The sequence below is a fragment of the Kocuria massiliensis genome, from assembly GCF_900169715.1.
Lineage (GTDB): Bacteria > Actinomycetota > Actinomycetes > Actinomycetales > Micrococcaceae > Rothia > Rothia massiliensis.
The window spans coordinates 100,848-117,606 of sequence record NZ_LT835160.1 but is presented as its reverse complement, the minus strand read 5'-3'; the positions used below and the strand labels follow the sequence as shown (position 1 = coordinate 117,606).

The following is a 16,759-nucleotide window of genomic DNA, read 5'->3' as shown; positions in this document are numbered from 1 at the left end:
CGTGAGTGAGCTTCGCATTCCCCGGTGCATCGGATGATGTCGGGTTGACCCGGGCTGACGCACAGACCGGTCGCTCCATGCCCTTGATAACTCAGGAGCAGAACATGAGCACGGAAACGACCAACCTTCCTACGCCGAATAGCCCCCAGGGCTGGAAATTCGAAACTCAGCAGATTCACGCGGGCCAGGAGCCTGACTCCGCGACCGGTGCGCGGGCCCTGCCGATTTACCAGACCACGTCCTTCGTCTTCCAGAATTCCGAGCAAGCGGCACATCGCTTTGGTCTCAAGGAATTGGGGCCGATCTATTCGCGTTTGACTAACCCGACCCAAGAAGCGGTCGAGAACCGGCTAGCTGCCCTCGAAGGCGGCGTGGGAGCCTTGCTCGTCGCATCGGGTCAGGCCGCGAGCACCATCGCGATCCTCAATGTGGCGCAAGCCGGAGACCACATCGTCGCAAGCCCGAGCCTGTACGGAGGAACCTACAACCTCCTCAAGCACACACTCGGCACCTACGGGATTGAAACGACCTTCGTTGAGGACTTCGACGATCCCGAATCGTGGCGAGCCGCCGTGCGGCCAAACACCAAGGCGTTCTACGGCGAGACGGTTCCCAACCCCCGCAGTGATGTCCTCGACATCGAGGGAATCGCTCAGGTGGCCCACGAATCCGAGGTTCCGTTGATCGTGGACAACACCGTTCCGACCCCGTATCTGTTGCGTCCCTTCGAATGGGGTGCCGACGTCGTCGTGCATTCGGCCACGAAGTATCTGGGTGGGCACGGAACGAGCCTCGGTGGCGTGATCATCGATTCGGGCGCTTTCGACTACTCGCGATACCCGGAGCGTTTCCCGCAGTTCAACCAGCCTGACCCGAGCTACCACGGCTTGGTCTTCGGCGAAGACCTCGGTCCGAATGGTGTTTTCGGGGTCAATCTCTCCTACATTCTGCGCGCTCGCGTGAGTCTGTTGCGGGATCTTGGGTCCTCCATTTCGCCGACCAACGCTTTCAATATCGCCGTTGGCTTGGAGACGCTGTCCTTGCGCATTGAGCGCCACGTCGAGAATGCCCGTGCCGTGGCGCGGTGGCTCGAGGCTCGTCCGGAAGTGACCAAGGTGCATTATGCCGGCCTCGAATCTTCTCGCTGGTACGAGCGGGGCCTCAAGTACGCCCCCCGCGGCGTCGGAGCCATCGTGGGATTCGAAGTTGAGGGAGGGGCCGAGCCCGCTCAACGATTTGTGGACTCCCTGACCTTGCACTCGAATGTGGCCAATATCGGTGACGTTCGTTCCCTCGTGATCCGCCCCGCGTCGACGACGCACTCCCAGCTTTCCGAGAGCGAGCTGCGGGACGCGGGTGTGGCGCCGGGCTTCGTCCGTTTGTCCGTGGGTCTGGAACACATCGATGACATCCTCGCGGACTTGGACAACGGCTTCGCGCAACTGCGGCAGGCCAGCACTTCCGCTGAGAGTGCGGCCTCGGCGGGAGCTACGCGCTAGGCGTCAGGAGGTTTAGTGACGATCGCAGGTACCCGGCCGGACCAGGCCGCGCTGTGGGACGAAGGGGTTGCCCGGTGCTTCGGCATCGGGGACCTTCGTCTCGAGAGCGGTGCGGTCATCCCGGACGCCGAACTCTCTTTTGAGACGTGGGGAGTCCTGAACGACGACGCCAGCAACGCCGTCTTGGTGCTGCACGCCCTCACCGGCGACACCCACGCTGCCCGCGGTCAGGCCTCCGAAGGCACCCCCGAGCTGCAACGCCTGGCGGCCGCGCAGGACGGATGGTGGGAGGGCCTGATCGGGCCTGGTGCCGCGATCGACACGAACCGCTATTTTGTGGTGTGTCCCAATATTCTGGGTGGTTGTTACGGATCTACCGGCCCGGCGTCTCCGGCGCCCGCCTCCGTGGATCCGGATCGCGAACCGTGGGGTTCGCGATTCCCTCTCGTGACCATCCGAGATTCCGTGAAGGCCGAGGCGGTCTTGGCGGATGCCCTCGGGATCGAACGATTCTCGCTGGTGATTGGCGGTTCCATGGGTGGGGCACGGGCGATGGAATGGGCGGTGACCTTCCCTGAACGGGTGGGTCATTGTGCCGTGATCGCCTGCGGCCCAGAGGCGACGGCGGAGCAACTGTCTTGGGGACAGGCTCAGAGCCTCGCGATTCGTCAGGACCCGGATTTCTCAGGCGGGGATTACTACGCGGGGCCAGGCCCGGTCCATGGATTGGGACTTGCCCGGCGGATCGCCCACATCACGTACCGTTCGGCCTGGGAACTCCACGAACGCTTCGGTCGCTTTCCTCAAGATGACGAAGACCCTACCGGCCCCTGCGTTAACCGCCGTGGGCGTTATCGGGTGGAAAGCTATCTCGATCACCATGCTTCGAAGCTGGCAGGCCGTTTCGACGCCAACTCCTATCTGGTCGTCAACGATGCACTGATGAGCCACGACATTTCCCGAGGGCGGGGAACTCTTCAGGAGGCCTTGGCCCGATCCACGTGCGGGTGGAGCGTCATCGCCGTCGATTCGGACCGCTTGTTTTATCCCCGAGAATCGGAAAGTTTGGCCGCAGCCCTCCCGCGGTCCGTTCCGGTGCACACCGTGTCGTCCCCGAGCGGCCACGACGGTTTCCTCATCGAGACCGCCCAGATCGCCAACTGTTTAGCCGCCGGCTGGCCTTCGGCGGAGACCGCACGCCGCTAGCCGCCACGGCCAGTTCCAGGTCCCGCTTAGACTGGAAGCATGACTCAGGAACCCTTCGTCGAATACTCTCGTCCGTCCGAAGAACGCCGCGGCACTCATTTGGTGCTCATGCTTCACGGCTACGGATCGAATGAGCAGGACCTCCTCGGGCTATTGCCCGCATTGCCGTCGGACGGCTTTACCTACGCGTCGATGAGGGCACCCGACCCCATGCCTTCCGGTGGCCCCGGGTTCAGCTGGTTTGACCTCAATATGGGTCCGGAGGGGAGTCTCGCCAAGACTGCAGAAGGCGCGAAGGCAGCCACTTCGATGGTCACCACATGGATCGAGTCCCACGCCGATGAGTACGCGGACGTCACACTCCTTGGCTTCTCGCAAGGAATGGCAATAGCCAGCTCGGTTGCTCGGCATCGCCCGAATCTTCTGGCCGCCGTGGTGGGACTCTCCGGTTTTGTGATCGATTCCGACGACGAATCCCTTGACGACGCCGCCCTCGCCGCCCGCACACCTCGCTTGCCCTTCTTCTACGGGCGAGACCAAGAAGACCCCGTCGTGACGGGCGATTTAGTGGCCTTCACCCTCGATTGGCTGAGGGACCACACGCAGGTCACCAAGGTTCTCTACGCGGGGATGGGTCACGGAGTGAGCAATCAGGAAATGAAGCACGTTTCCGAATTCCTGACGTACGTGCTGCGCTGAGATAGCCGGTGGCTTCTGAAGGGTGGGCGAGACGTTTAGCGGTGGCCGTCGAGGTGCATCACGAAAGAACGGTCCGGATCGATGAGAGCGTGATTGCTGTACTTCAGGGATAATGGAGCCATGACTTGGGCCAGGAGAGCGGTCCAAGGTATGGGATATTCAGCGTTGAGGCCCCAGGGCTGTTGCGGGCGCTTTTCATCCAATAGTCGATCAAAGTAACTCAGGCGACGTTCGACTTCGCTGAGCCACGCATCGGTCCACGAAGAACCTGGCTTGAACCCAAAGGCGCGCTGATCGAGCATACGCGTGTAATGGGTGCGCTGGTCAGATCCGAGTGCTCCGAACGCCGGGCTGAGATCTCGGGAATCGGGCGGTGTAAGCCCACAAGCCCACATGGTGTGATCGCGATTTGCACGATCAATGAGTGGTTTCCACGGCTCCCGCATGTCCTTGATATCCGAATAAACGCCTCCATGATGATGCATCAGATAAGCGCGCAGGTAATCGGAACGGTGGACGTAGCTTAATTTTTCATACGCCGGGTGCAAAGGGTGCCCTTGAACGACGACATCGTTGAGATTCTCGGCCGTGATAAAGACGACGTCCAATTCAGTATTGTGACGTCGCAAGGATTTGATGGCCCGTATGCGTTGCGGACTTAGGTCGTTGTCGCCGGTCCAGAGCAAAAACAGTCTGCTCGGCATTGGCGAATGTGGCGGATCTGTCGGTGGTGAATACATCAGATGATTCACCTTGAAGGTTAGAGACGATGCCTCATGGATCCGAAGAATTTTGTCAAAGCTTTGGTAACGATCGAGATCGTATTTATACGGGAAGCGTTTGGAATAAATAGAGCGAGAATGATCGATGAGTAATCGAATATTTCGGCGCGAAGATTTGTTGAGCGCCAAACCGGCGTGCTTGACCCGTCGTAGAGGCTGAATTAAAGCGTTCATGAGAGATCCGTCTTAATTGATGTGGTTGCAGAATGTATTTTTGAGGAGGCGGAACTTAGGCTTCAGCGCGTTGAACTTGGATCGTCATATCGCCCAGGCGTACCTTATCGCCCGGACGTATCTGCTTGCCGCGTTGCGTTTCTACCTCATCATTAACGCTGACGTGCCCCTCAGCGATGACTTCGCGGGCCTCCAATCCGTCGCCCACCAGGTTTGCCAATTTCAGTAATTGGCCCAAGCGGATCATGTCGTCCCGGATCTCGATCACTTCCACGGATTCATTTCGACTCGTCATGTCATGAGCCTATCCGTTTCGCTTGGGGGAAGCATGGAGACCCGCATGATCGTGAACAGCCGGGATGGGCGACCTAGGAGTCAAACCGGTAGGCTGGGCGGGAGAGATTTGACCCTTTGCACGCGACACCCCCGATGGCGCGTGACGACCTATGGAGTGAGCAATACCTATGGCACCTAAGTCCACGCTGGACAACGTCATCACGCTGGCCAAGCGCCGCGGATTCGTTTTTCAGGCGGGTGAGATCTACGGCGGTTCTCGCTCGGCGTGGGATTACGGCCCCCTGGGTACCGAACTCAAGGAAAATATCCGTCAGTTGTGGTGGCAGAACTTCGTGCGTTCCCGCGAGGACATGGTGGGACTGGACTCCTCGGTGATCTTGCCGAAGGCCGTGTGGGAGGCCTCTGGGCACGTCGAGACCTTCACCGATCCGCTCGTGGAGTCCTTGCACACGCACCGTCGGTACCGTGCGGATCACTTGCTGGAAGCCTACGAGGCCAAGCACGGCCACCCGCCGGTCAACGGTTTGGCCGACATCAATGACCCCGAAACGGGCCAGCCCGGGCAGTGGACCGAACCGCAACAGTTCTCGGGTCTCATGAAAACCTACCTCGGCGCCGTGGACAACGAAGAGGGCATGACCTTCCTGCGTCCCGAGACCGCTCAGGGCATTTTCGTGAATTTCAACAATGTGGTCACGGCTTCCCGGAAGCGTCCCCCCTTCGGAATCGGGCAGATCGGCAAGGCGTTCCGCAACGAAATCACTCCGGGAAACTTCATTTTCCGCACTCGTGAATTCGAACAGATGGAAATCGAATTCTTTACGCACCCGGAAGATGCCCCGAAGTACTTTGACCGGTGGGTCGAGGACTGCTGGAACTGGTTCGTGGACCTCGGTATTAACCCTGAGAATATGCGGCAGTTCGACGTACCTGAGGATGATCGCGCGCACTACTCTGCGGGGACCATCGACATCGAGTACAAGTTCGGTTTCCAGGGCAATGAGTGGGGGGAGCTCATGGGCGTGGCCAACCGGACGGATTACGACCTCGGCGTACACAACGACCATTCCAATACCCGCCTTGAATACTTCGATCAGGCCACCGGGGAACGGTACGTCCCGTACGTCATCGAGCCGTCCTTCGGCTTGACGCGTTCGATGATGGCGTTCCTCGTGGATGCCTACAGCGAGGATGAGGCCCCGAACGCCAAGGGCGGCGTCGACACTCGGACGGTCCTCAAGTTGGACCCCCGCTTGGCACCCGTCAAGGCTGCGGTCCTGCCGTTGTCCAAGAAGGAAACGTTGACCCCGACGGCCGAGAAGCTCGCCGCGGAACTGCGGAAGAACTGGAACGTCGACTACGACACGTCGGGTGCCATCGGTCGCCGCTACCGTCGCCAGGACGAAATCGGAACCCCGTTCTGCATCACCGTCGACTTCGATACCCTCGACGACCAGGCGGTGACCATCCGTGAACGCGACACCATGGCGCAGGAGCGCGTCAGCCTGGACCAGGTGGCCTCGTATTTGGCCGGCCGGCTGATCAAGTAGCGAACAGGAGAACGTGGTGACGGATTACACCCTTCGACCGTGGCAAGAGGGCGATGACCTGCAACTGATGCAGATCTGGCCCGACGCCGACAACATCCAGGCCTCCGTGTTTCGCGCCAAATTGGGCCCAGACACGGATTCGCCGTGGCAAAGGTCGATCGTGGTCGAGCACCAGGGGATTCCCGTGGCGGCCGGAACCGTGTACGAAACGTCACTGCACGACGCTCGGCTCTGGGCCTACGTCGAGGTGGCGCCGGACCATCGACGACGCGGCGTCGGCCGGCTCATCCTGGACCAGTTGCGGGAACAGGCCGCCACCTCGCCGTCCGGCGTCTCGGCTCTTCGAACCAAGATCGTGCCAGAAACCTCCGGTGCGGGTTTCGCACAATGGGCGGGCCTGGGCTCGATTCAGCGGACCCGCATGGTGCGCGTCAACGCGGGGGCTTTGGCCCCGCAGCCTCTTCGGGCCGACGACGCCGACCGCCTCGATCAGGCGGTAGAGGATCTCGCCACGGGGTCACTCGAACTCACTCAGGCGCTCTGGGATTTCTATCGGTCCGTCCACGAGTGGGACCCGCCGGCAGAACAATCGTTGGGTCGCGTGAATCGGTTGTTCCTCTCGGACGAAGCGGAGGCGTTTGGCGCGATTGTCGTTCGTGACGACGTGATTGCCGCGCAACATGACGGGAAAAAGGGGCCGATCAGCGCCTTTGCGGTCAGCTACCGCTCCCTCGATGCCGATGCCCCCGGTCGGGAGATTCCCGAGGACGAGCCCACGGAAGTTCTCCTCGGTTACGACATCAACGCCCCACGTGCGGCCGAGGACGTCGAGCAATTGCTCGCGCTCCTCGTGGCTCAATACCCGGTGGTCTTCCAGGTGGATGACTCGATGAGCGTGCTGTCCGAATTGGCCGATGCATTGATCGAGCGTGGAACCGCTGAGGTCGAGGAAGAGGCTTTGGTCCTCGCGGACCGTTAGGGCCAAGAAGGAGTCGCATCGTGGATGACCTGCGTCTCGAGAGGATTCTGCGGGCGGTCGAAGGAATCCCTGAGGGGCAGGTCGCGACTTATGGGACGATCGGCAAGATCGTGGGGGAGTCGCCAAGGGTCGTTGGCAACGTCATGGCGCGCTGGGGCTCCAACGTCCCGTGGTGGCGGGTGGTCAACGCCCGAGGCGAAATTCCCGGTCACCACCAAAGGGTCCGCGAGCATTGGGAACGCGAGGGTTTGCTTCGCCCGGCACATGAAACCGGGCAGGAAGCGCCGTCGGATGGCACGCTTCGGGTTCGGCTGTCCAACGTCGCCGCCGACGTCGTGATACTGACCGCGAATTTCGAACGAGCCGTCGAAGATCTCCCGTCCGATGCTGCCTCAGATAGTGATTCATAACCGAGGGGCCGCCTCGCCGCGGGAGCGCCGAGGTGCGCGATTCCGGGCATGAGTACCTACACTGGTCCACAGGGCCCCGACCAGGGGAAACGAACCAGGAGGTAGTCCGATGAACGGAATTGATCGAGGTCATACCGAGTCCACGGATCCCATGGACGGGCTGGCGGCGGGCCCCAGCGAGGCCGAGCTCGCCGCGGGGAGAGAAGCCTATGCCCTGGACCGGAAGCACATTTTTCACTCTTGGTCGGCCCAGGGTTCCCTGGACCCCATGACCGTGACCAAGGCCGAAGGCTCGTACGTCTGGGACGGCGCCGGCCACAAGCTCCTGGACTTCTCGTCCCAGATGGTCAATACGAACATCGGCCATCAGCATCCTGTTGTGGTGAAAGCCATTCAAGATCAGGCCGCGAAGCTGTGTACGATCGCGCCCTCCCACGTCAACGACGCACGTTCCGAAGCTGCCCGGCTCATCGCGGGGCGGACACCCGGGACCTTGAATCACATCTTCTTCACCAATGGTGGGGCAGAAGCCGTAGAGCACGCGATCCGTATGGCTCGGTTGCATACGGGACGTCGGAAAGTTCTTTCCGCATACCGCAGCTATCACGGTGGGACCGATCTGGCCGTGAATGTCACGGGGGATACCCGCCGTTTCGCGAGCGACTACGGTGACGCCGGGGTCTCGCATTTCATGCCGTCCTACCCATATCGCTCGTATTTTGGGTCGCAAACTCTGGAAGAAGAGACCGAGCGAGCCCTTCGACACCTTGAGGACACCATCATTCTGGAAGGGCCCGAGACGATCGCGGCCATCATCCTCGAAACGGTGCCGGGAACCGCCGGCATCTACGCGCCCCCGCCCGGATACCTGAAGGGGGTTCGCGATCTCGCGGACCGTTACGGCCTGGTGTATATCGCGGACGAGGTCATGGCGGGTTTCGGTCGCACTGGAGCTTGGTTTGCCGTGGACCATTGGGACGTCGTCCCCGATCTCATGACCTTCGCCAAGGGCGTGAATTCTGGCTACGTCCCGCTGGGCGGCGTCGCCATCTCGGATGACATTTTTGAGACCTTTCGCGAACGGGCCTACCCGGGCGGTCTCACGTATTCTGGCCACCCGCTGGCTTGTGCCGCTGCCGTAGCTACCATCCGCACGATGGCGGATGAAGGCATGATCGAGAATGCCGAAAGGATGGGGCGGGAAGTCTTCGGACCTGGCCTCGAGAAGATCGCCAAGAACCACGCCTCTGTCGGCGAAGTCAGGGGCCTGGGGTGTTTCTGGGCCATCGAACTCGTCAAGAATCCCGAGACCCGTGAGCCTTTGGCTGCCTATGGCGGAAGCTCCCCGGAAATGAACGAACTCATCGGCACCATGAAAAAGCTAGGGTTGCTTCCTTTCGCGAATTACAACCGTATTCATGTGGCACCCCCGCTGAATATCACTCAGGACCAGGCGGAAGAGGGCTTGAGGATCATCGATCGGGCGCTCGACGTCGCGGATGCCCACGTCGTCTGACCCGAGAGTGCCGCCACATGCGAATGTTCCTCCACCCACAATGTGCGCTCGAAACGTGTGCAACCGTTGTGGCCTGTGAGAAAATCGCTGGGTGACTACCGCAACCGCTCCCACCCGCCTTTCACTGCCACCACTGCGTCTTGGGCCGCTCACGGTCGATGTTCCCGTGGTTCTGGCGCCGATGGCAGGCGTGACGAACCGTGCTTTTCGGCGCCTGTGCCGCGAGTACGGTGGAGGGTTGTACGTGACCGAAATGGTCACGGCCCGCGCTTTGGTGGAACGCCGCCCCGAGTCCTTGCGCATTATCGAGCACGACTCCGACGAGAAAATCCGCTCGATCCAGATCTACGGCGTGGATGCCGTCAACGTGGGCAAGGCCATCCGGATGGTCGCCGAGGAGGGGCGAGCGGACCATGTGGACCTCAATTTCGGTTGTCCGGTTCCCAAGGTCACCAAAAACGGTGGGGGCTCGGCCCTGCCGTGGAAAACCGACCTCTTTGAAGCCATCGTGACCACGGCCGTACGCGAGGCATCACGAGCGAATATCCCCGTGACCGTGAAGATGCGCAAAGGGATCGACGATGATCACATCACCTTCCTCGACGCCGCCAAGACCGCCCGCGACGCTGGTGTGGCCGCGATCGCGCTTCATGGTCGGACCGCGGCGCAGCACTATTCGGGGCAAGCCGATTGGGACTCCATCGCGGAACTGCGAGAGGCAATTCCGGACGTTCCCGTGCTCGGTAACGGTGATATCTGGTCGGCTGAAGACGCCGCTCGGATGGTCGAGCAGACGGGCGTAGACGGCGTGGTGATTGGGCGCGGTTGCCAGGGCCGTCCGTGGCTCTTTGGTGACCTGCAGGCAGCTTTCGAGGGACGCACGGATCGCTTCCGCCCTGGAGTGGCCGAAGTCGCCGACATCATCTATCGGCACGCCGAACTACTCGTCGAAACCTTCCATGATGAGCATCGAGGCATGCGCGAGATCCGTAAGCATATCGCCTGGTATTTCAAGGGTTACCCCGTTGGTGGCGAACTTCGTGCCAGCATGGCGCAGGTTGCCACGCTCGACGAATTCCGTGACCTGCTCAATCAACTGGACCTTTCCCTCCCTTATCCTGGTGCCGATGTTGAGGGACCGCGTGGCAGGGCGGGGTCACCGAAGAAGCCCCATCTTCCGGACGGTTGGTTGAATTCGCGAATCTTGGGCGACGCGGAACGTCTGGGTCTCGCCGATGCCGAATTGGACATTTCGGGCGGCTAAGCGTGACCCGACCCGCGGATGCTGTGGAAAACTCCGTCCTTCCGCGGAATCACGCGGTACTGTGGGCATGACCCAACGTCCCCGATCAAGGTGCCCGCTCGATGTCTTCCCCGATGGATCCCCAGCAGCCTGGTTACACCGCGCGCGATTCCGAGCGGTGGCTCCCGGAGAACCACAAGAACCTGTATCGCAGTCACTTCGAACGGGACCGGGCGCGAGTCTTGCATTCTTCGGCATTGCGTCGGCTGGGCTTCAAGACTCAAGTCGTTTCACCGAATTCGGACGACTTCATTCGGACCCGGCTGACACACTCCTTGGAAGTTGCCCAGGTGGGGCGAGAAGTCGGCCGGATGATTGGGTGTGACCCCGACGTCGTCGACGCCGCGTGTTTGGCCCACGACCTCGGCCACCCGCCTTTTGGCCACAACGGCGAGACGGCCCTCAACGCGATTGCGGAATCCGCCGGTGGCTTTGAAGGAAACGCGCAAACTCTTCGACTGCTGAGTCGGCTCGAACCCAAGGTCACTATGCCTGACGGCCAACCCTGTGGGTTGAACCTGACTCGCGCGAGCCTCGATGCGGCCTGCAAATACCCCTGGAAGCGCGAAGACGCTCCGGTGAAAGACGGCGTGCGAAGCAAGAAATTCGGCGTCTATGAGGATGATCTCCCGGTATTTGAGTGGTTCCGAGACGGAGCCCCGGAGGGTCAGAAATGCCTAGAAGCGCAGGTCATGGACTTGGCCGACGACATTTCCTATTCCGTCCACGACGTCGAGGATGCCGTCTTTGCCGGTCATGTGCAGTTGGGCTGGATGGACCGCACGGCCGAGCGGGAACGCGTGCTGAGCTGGACGCAACGGTTGTACCTGCCCGACGCCGAGCCCTCCGAGTTGGAGGAGGCGTTGGGGCGTCTTCGGAACTTGAAGGAATGGCTGCCGAGCATGACGGGTACCCGAGCCTCGATGGCCGAGCTGAAGGCGCTGACCAGCCGGTTGATCGGTCGGTTCGCCGGTGATGCCATTGCGGCGACCCGTGCTGAATACGGCGACGGACGTCTCACCCGATACGATGCCCAATTGCGAATCCCTCGGGAGACTCTGACCGAGATCGCGGTGATGAAAGGTATCGCCACCGCTTTCGTGATGGCGGTCCGAGACCAAGGGCCCATGTACGAGAATCAGCGCGAGATGCTGACGGTAGTGGTTGAAGCTCTGGTCGAGACGGACGGCATGTACCTTGATCCGGTTTTCGCTGCCGATTGGCGGGAAACCGACCCCTCCGACGACGCCGGGCGCTTACGTTTGGTCATTGACCAGGTCGCTTCGCTCACGGATTCTTCTGCGGTGCGTCTCCACGATCGCATCACCGGCCTGAATTGGCGCACCGGCGATAAGCCCCTGTGGTGAGATGTCCACGTTCCGCGAAGACCAGCCCGTGACTTGCGGGCCCCAGATAAACTGACCCTTGTGGCTGGATTGATACGACGCGAAGACATCGATGAGGTACGTTCCCGAAGCGATATTCGGGAGATCGTCGAAGGCTTTGTCACCCTCAAATCCGCCGGCATTGGCTCCTACAAGGGTTTGTGCCCTTTCCACGATGAGCGGACGCCGTCGTTCCACGTGCGGCCCCAAATGGGTACGTACCATTGCTTCGGATGCGGAGAATCGGGCGACGTCATCGCTTTCCTGATGGCGATGGAACATACCAGCTTCGCCGAGACTGTGGAGCGTTTGGCCGCACGCATCGGTTACGAACTGCACTACGAGCAGGGGAGCGGGCCGACGCGCGAGGAGAAGGGTCGCCGTCAGCGCCTGATTGATGCGCACAAGATTGCCCAGGAATTTTTCGAGCGCCAGCTCTATACCCGTCAGGCCCAAGTGGCCCAAGCGTTCCTTGGCGGCCGTGGCTTCGATGGGGAGGCGGCGAAGAAATTCGGGGTGGGGTTCGCCCCTCAAGGCTGGTCGAATCTCCTGAAGCACCTCCGTGATCAGGGGTTTTCCGATGAGGAACTCAAGGCCACCGGTATGTTCTCGGAAGGGCAACGCGGCTTGTACGACCGTTTCCGTGGTCGACTGATCTGGCCCATCCGCAATATCACGGGCGAAACCATTGGCTTCGGTGCTCGCAAGCTCTTCGACGACGATCAAGGCCCCAAATACCTCAACACCCCTGAGACGCAGCTCTACAAGAAGTCTCAAGTGCTCTACGGCATCGACCTCGCCAAGCGGAAGATTGCACAAGGGAAGCAGATCATGGTGGTCGAGGGATACACCGACGTCATGGCTGCGCACCTGGCCGGAATCGAAACTGCGGTGGCCACCTGCGGAACGTCATTCGGCACCGAACACATCAAGATCGTTCGTCGACTACTGGGAGATGACGGTAGCGGCGGAGAGGTGATTTTCACGTTCGACGGCGATGAGGCGGGGCAAAAGGCGGCCCTCCACGCGTTTCAGGAGGACCAACGGTTCACCGCTCAAACGTACGTGTGCGTGGCCCCAGACGGTATGGACCCGTGCGATCTCCGGCTCAAACGGGGGGATCGCGCCGTCCGCGACCTGCTTGAAGATAAGCGTCCCCTCTTCGAATTCGCGATCCGAGTTACTCTGAGGGACTTCGACCTGGACAGCATCGAGGGGCGCTACCGGGCCATGAAGGCAGTCGCGCCCATGGTCGCCTCGATCCGCGATTCCGTTCTCAGGCACGGTTATCAGCGTGAAGTGTCCCGATGGATCGGAGTGGACCTTCAGGAACTGGATCAGGCCGTCCAAGCGGAAGCGCGCAAGCCCTCGGAACGACGTCGGGACGAGGTGGAAGCCGTCGCGGCGGCGTCGGATCACGGTTCCGTGGGGGCGCCACAGATTGAGGTGCCGGATTACAGGGATCCCGCGGCCCGGCGCGAACGTCAGGCTCTGGAGGTGTTGATTCAGGTTCCGGAGCTCGTGGAACAGTCCCAGTGGGATGCCCTGGGGTCGATCCGGGTGAGGTTTCGGGTCCACTATGAGTTGCTCCGTGGGATCCTCGCTGCGGCCGGCGAGATGACCCCCACTTCAGGTACAGGGTGGATCAACGCGATTCGAGGTCACGCCCACGAGGCAACGCACGGTTTGCTTGCCGAGCTGACCGTGGCGCCGTTGCCGGCCTCGAGCCAACGCCAGCTCGAGGCCTACGCCGTCTCGATTCTCAATAGCCTGCTTCAGCAGGAGCTCAGCGCTCGGCAACGGGATAAAGTGCGTGAGCTCGAACGGGTCGATGCCGTCACCGAGGCTGATCGATTCCGCAGCATCCAGCGGGAGATAGCCGACCTGGAGTACAAACGTCGGCAGCTTTCGGAGTATCGGTGACAAGGGTCACCCGCCATCGTTTTGCGAACCCCCAGCCGAGCCTGTAAAGTTTAGTGCTGTTGCAAGCGTTGAAGAACGCTGAGAGTAACGGTCCCCCGTAGCTCAATTGGCAGAGCATTCGACTGTTAATCGAAGGGTTACTGGTTCGAGTCCAGTCGGGGGAGCCAAGAGATTGCCGGGATGCCGGGCCACATGGCCTAGTGTCCCGGCATTTTTTGTGCCCGAAAACGGCCAAAGGCGCGGTTAAGTCACGGATTCAACTCGACACTGTCCAACCCAAGACCGTCGACCCGATACCGGCCCCGGGGCCTCTGCAGGTGGGGTGATTCAAGGTTTCTCGATTCGAATCCACTGGCCTGGTCGGAAGTTAACTCTTTTGAAGTACTAGGGAGTAGAGTGTGGGTCACATTGAGACTTCTGTGCATTTGCGCAGGTCAGTAGCCATTTGGGTGGGGGACCATGGAACATACAGGACTTCGGCGTCGAAGTATCATCAAGGGCGGCGCCTGGAGCGCGCCGGTTATCGTGGCAACCGCTTCCATGCCAGCGTAGGCAGCCTCGCCGACGAATCCGGATTTAGGGGTACTTTTTGACGGCGGAGGAGGCGCCGACGGCTACCTTAACAGCGTGTACGTGGATTTGGGGGTGCCCGCCGCCGGAACTCCGATGACTTTGCAAGCGCCACTGGTCATATCCTTGAACGTAGAGGGACTATTAACGGCTGCAACGGATGAACGGGCCTTCACGGTTTCTGCCAGCTTAGGCTCCGTCAGCCGTGGTGCCTACAACGTTTCCACACGAACCACAACGATCACCTGGACCTTGCCGGCCGGTACAAATTTGCCGAAAGTCAGCACGGCTTCAGGCGTTCCGGACATATTGTTCACTTTTCAGGATGGTGGGTCAAAAACGACCACAGGCCGAATTAAAAATAAAATCGTGATCACCAGCGTGACCGGCGGGACCATCGTGACGCCCAGTAGCACACCGATAGATTCATCGGTCGTGCGAGATGTTAACCAAGGCGCAGTGAGTCCAAACGGCATCTACTAAGTCGGTTTCAAAGCCCCGCTCACCTTCTGTGGTGGGCGGGGCTTTTTATTACCTGCAAATATCAATTCGAAGTCGATTGAAGGTGAAGGCCGCAGGTCGGCGAGTGAGAGTGAAGCGTCGTGGATACGTCACGGATTCAGTCACTTCCTTCTCGACGGCGTCCTCAACCATTCATCTACTGCGCAAAAGGGCCCCCACATACCGTGCCGGTCAGTGGGAGCCCTATTGTTTGGAGCAGATCTAGCCGTTGAGATGTTGGATCGCGTAGTCCGCTTCCTCAGGAGTGAAACCCTCGATCTCAGAAGTCAGCTGCGTCCGTACTGCTTCGGGTGACATATTCTGCTGGGACTGGTAATCCTTCGCCTTCTTGAGGGCATTTTCGTTCCAGTTCGCATCGATGTGATCGATTGCGTACTGTGCCGCTTCCGGAGTGAACTGCTCCACGCTTGAGGTGAGCTGATTGTAAATGCCTTGTTTCGACATATTCATGGTCTGAGCGTAGGACTGTCCCTTCTTGAGGGCGGCCTTGTAATCAGCGGGAGTGTCATCGCTCTTTCCAGAACCGTCCGAAGAGCTGGATTGCGAATTACCCCCAGAATTTGAGTCATGGTTCGAATTTGCCCCATTGGCAACCATGACGATCACGGCGATGATCACAATGACGACGATGATGCCGAGGCAACCGAGACATCCAAATGGCCCCCGGCGCTTCTTTTTCGGTTGCTGGACGTTTCCATAGTGGCCTTGCCACTGCTGATTATCGTGACCCTGCCATTGCTGGTTGTTTTGGGGTGCGTTGGGCTGGTTTTCCAAAGGGGGATCTCCTGGTGTTGAGGGAATGCACAGGTGTATGCCTGCTGTTGCGAATTGATGGGGACATGAAGCCTCGGGAAAACCGAGGTACCTCAAGCAGTGCCTCACCATGCGAGCCGTTTGTTCGCGGCCGAATGATCTATGGGCGCGTGGCGCGACTCAAAGGGGATTGCCTCAAGCCGAGTGGCTCCTGGGATAACCCCGCTTACCTACGAAAGGTCAGCGGGGTTTCCGTCGAGGAGCTGTGGCTTTAGCCGTTGAGGTGTTGAATTGCGTAGTCTGCTTCTTCCGGGGTGAACTTTTCGCCGTACTCGGAGGTGAGCTGGGTCCTAATCGCCTCAGGAGACATATTCATCTGGGATTGATAGTCCTTCGCCTTCGCCAGAGCATTGGCGTTCCAGTCGGACTTCATATTGTCGATGGCATACTGCGCGGCTTCCGGAGAGAACTTTTCTCCATATTCTGAGGTGAGCTGGTCGTAGACGCCTAGCTTAGACATGTGCATCATGCTGGAGTACTGCTCAGCTTTGCGGAGTGCCGACGAGTTGACGCTCGATCCACCGGCGTTCGGCTGTGCCGGGGCGGGGGCTTGGTTTGCATCGGGCGCGGTATCCGCAGGAGCAGACGAAGGCGCTGCCTGTGACGGCGCAGGTGAGTCCGCCGGTGCGGGCGCTTCGGTCTGCGCGGCCTCCGTACTGTCGGTCTCGGAGCTTGAATCCGACGGAGAATCCTCCGGAGTCGTCTCCGTGACGGACGGCGACTCCGTTGCAGGAGCTTCCGATGCGGATGCGGCCTCGGTCGGGGTCGCAGAGGCGCTGGACGAAGAAGTCGATGCGCTGGAGCTGGGGCTAGCGGAGGACGACGAATTATCGGCATGGCTGCAACCTGCGAGAGCGAGAGTGGCCACAGCAAGTGCGGGAATGATGGTGCGAGATTTCATGATGGTTCTTTCTGTGTGGGGCCTGAGTGCGGCCTGGATAGATTGTATGTGGTCGCTCGCCATTTGGGTAGATAGCTTGAGAAAACTTAGTAAAGCTTGTGTTCACCACTGCGAAACACCTTCGGTATGCGGCAAGAAAAGTCGTGTCCGCACCTGAAACCTAAGTCAAAATCCGAGGGATTCTGGAAACTATGGCCCCAATGATTAATTGGCGCCAATGGTTCATTCCC

Annotated in this window: 15 protein-coding genes and 1 tRNA gene; 12 read left to right on the top strand and 4 right to left on the bottom strand. The window is 60.2% G+C overall.

Going from position 1 to position 16,759, the window contains the following annotated elements; genetic code table 11:
- Window positions 1-104 precede the first annotated feature (104 nt).
- Genes B9Y51_RS02070 through B9Y51_RS02060 form a run of 3 tightly spaced genes read left to right on the top strand, consistent with a single transcriptional unit; the run spans window position 105 to window position 3,404 of the window.
- A complete protein-coding gene (locus B9Y51_RS02070) occupies window positions 105-1,499 on the top strand; it encodes a bifunctional o-acetylhomoserine/o-acetylserine sulfhydrylase (protein ID WP_085528623.1) in 1,395 nt (464 codons plus the stop codon).
- A gap of 15 nt (window positions 1,500-1,514) precedes the next feature.
- Window positions 1,515-2,705 (top strand): homoserine O-acetyltransferase MetX, encoded by a 1,191-nt coding sequence (gene metX / locus B9Y51_RS02065; RefSeq protein WP_085528622.1) that lies wholly within the window; start codon window positions 1,515-1,517, stop codon window positions 2,703-2,705.
- Between the two features lie 39 nt (window positions 2,706-2,744).
- Entirely contained in the window at window positions 2,745-3,404 is a 660-nt protein-coding gene (locus B9Y51_RS02060) for an alpha/beta hydrolase (RefSeq protein WP_048679405.1), read from the top strand.
- 35 nt (window positions 3,405-3,439) lie between these two features.
- On the opposite strand, the gene B9Y51_RS02055 is transcribed toward B9Y51_RS02060, so the two are convergent.
- Together B9Y51_RS02055 and B9Y51_RS02050 are read right to left on the bottom strand one after the other, a co-directional pair.
- Window positions 3,440-4,108 (bottom strand): glycosyltransferase, encoded by a 669-nt coding sequence (locus B9Y51_RS02055; RefSeq protein WP_158088233.1) that lies wholly within the window; start codon window positions 4,106-4,108, stop codon window positions 3,440-3,442.
- Between the two features lie 307 nt (window positions 4,109-4,415).
- Window positions 4,416-4,655: an RNA-binding S4 domain-containing protein gene (locus tag B9Y51_RS02050; RefSeq protein ID WP_048679399.1), complete on the bottom strand. Its 240-nt coding sequence runs from the start codon at window positions 4,653-4,655 to the stop codon at window positions 4,416-4,418.
- Window positions 4,656-4,824: 169 nt separating this feature from the next.
- Between B9Y51_RS02050 and B9Y51_RS02045 the strand changes: the two genes are divergently transcribed.
- The 9 genes from B9Y51_RS02045 to B9Y51_RS11020 all read left to right on the top strand — a co-directional run bounded on the left by B9Y51_RS02045 (window position 4,825) and on the right by B9Y51_RS11020 (window position 14,776).
- Window positions 4,825-6,207: a glycine--tRNA ligase gene (locus tag B9Y51_RS02045; RefSeq protein ID WP_048679396.1), complete on the top strand. Its 1,383-nt coding sequence runs from the start codon at window positions 4,825-4,827 to the stop codon at window positions 6,205-6,207.
- Between the two features lie 16 nt (window positions 6,208-6,223).
- Complete coding sequence (locus tag B9Y51_RS02040; protein ID WP_245826025.1) at window positions 6,224-7,186, top strand: GNAT family N-acetyltransferase; 963 nt, start codon at window positions 6,224-6,226, stop codon at window positions 7,184-7,186.
- Between the two features lie 20 nt (window positions 7,187-7,206).
- Window positions 7,207-7,596: an MGMT family protein gene (locus B9Y51_RS02035; RefSeq protein ID WP_245826024.1), complete on the top strand. Its 390-nt coding sequence runs from the start codon at window positions 7,207-7,209 to the stop codon at window positions 7,594-7,596.
- Window positions 7,597-7,747: 151 nt separating this feature from the next.
- On the top strand, window positions 7,748-9,112 hold the full coding sequence (locus B9Y51_RS02030) for an aspartate aminotransferase family protein (protein WP_085528897.1): 1,365 nt from the start codon (window positions 7,748-7,750) through the stop codon (window positions 9,110-9,112).
- 91 nt (window positions 9,113-9,203) lie between these two features.
- Window positions 9,204-10,376 carry a tRNA dihydrouridine synthase DusB gene (gene dusB, locus B9Y51_RS02025; protein ID WP_085528618.1) on the top strand — a complete coding sequence of 391 codons (1,173 nt, stop codon included), beginning with the start codon at window positions 9,204-9,206 and terminating at the stop codon, window positions 10,374-10,376.
- Between the two features lie 101 nt (window positions 10,377-10,477).
- Window positions 10,478-11,782 (top strand): deoxyguanosinetriphosphate triphosphohydrolase, encoded by a 1,305-nt coding sequence (locus tag B9Y51_RS02020; RefSeq protein ID WP_048679389.1) that lies wholly within the window; start codon window positions 10,478-10,480, stop codon window positions 11,780-11,782.
- A gap of 60 nt (window positions 11,783-11,842) precedes the next feature.
- Entirely contained in the window at window positions 11,843-13,723 is a 1,881-nt protein-coding gene (dnaG, locus tag B9Y51_RS02015) for a DNA primase (RefSeq protein ID WP_048679386.1), read from the top strand.
- A 91-nt stretch (window positions 13,724-13,814) separates the two neighbouring features.
- A tRNA-Asn gene (locus tag B9Y51_RS02010) sits at window positions 13,815-13,890 on the top strand.
- 460 nt (window positions 13,891-14,350) lie between these two features.
- Window positions 14,351-14,776 (top strand): hypothetical protein, encoded by a 426-nt coding sequence (locus tag B9Y51_RS11020; protein ID WP_143467959.1) that lies wholly within the window; start codon window positions 14,351-14,353, stop codon window positions 14,774-14,776.
- Window positions 14,777-15,016: 240 nt separating this feature from the next.
- On the opposite strand, the gene B9Y51_RS02005 is transcribed toward B9Y51_RS11020, so the two are convergent.
- Complete coding sequence (locus B9Y51_RS02005) at window positions 15,017-15,589, bottom strand: Ltp family lipoprotein (protein ID WP_245826023.1); 573 nt, start codon at window positions 15,587-15,589, stop codon at window positions 15,017-15,019.
- 250 nt (window positions 15,590-15,839) lie between these two features.
- Entirely contained in the window at window positions 15,840-16,529 is a 690-nt protein-coding gene (locus B9Y51_RS02000; RefSeq protein ID WP_085528617.1) for an Ltp family lipoprotein, read from the bottom strand.
- Between the last annotated feature and the right edge of the window lie 230 nt (window positions 16,530-16,759).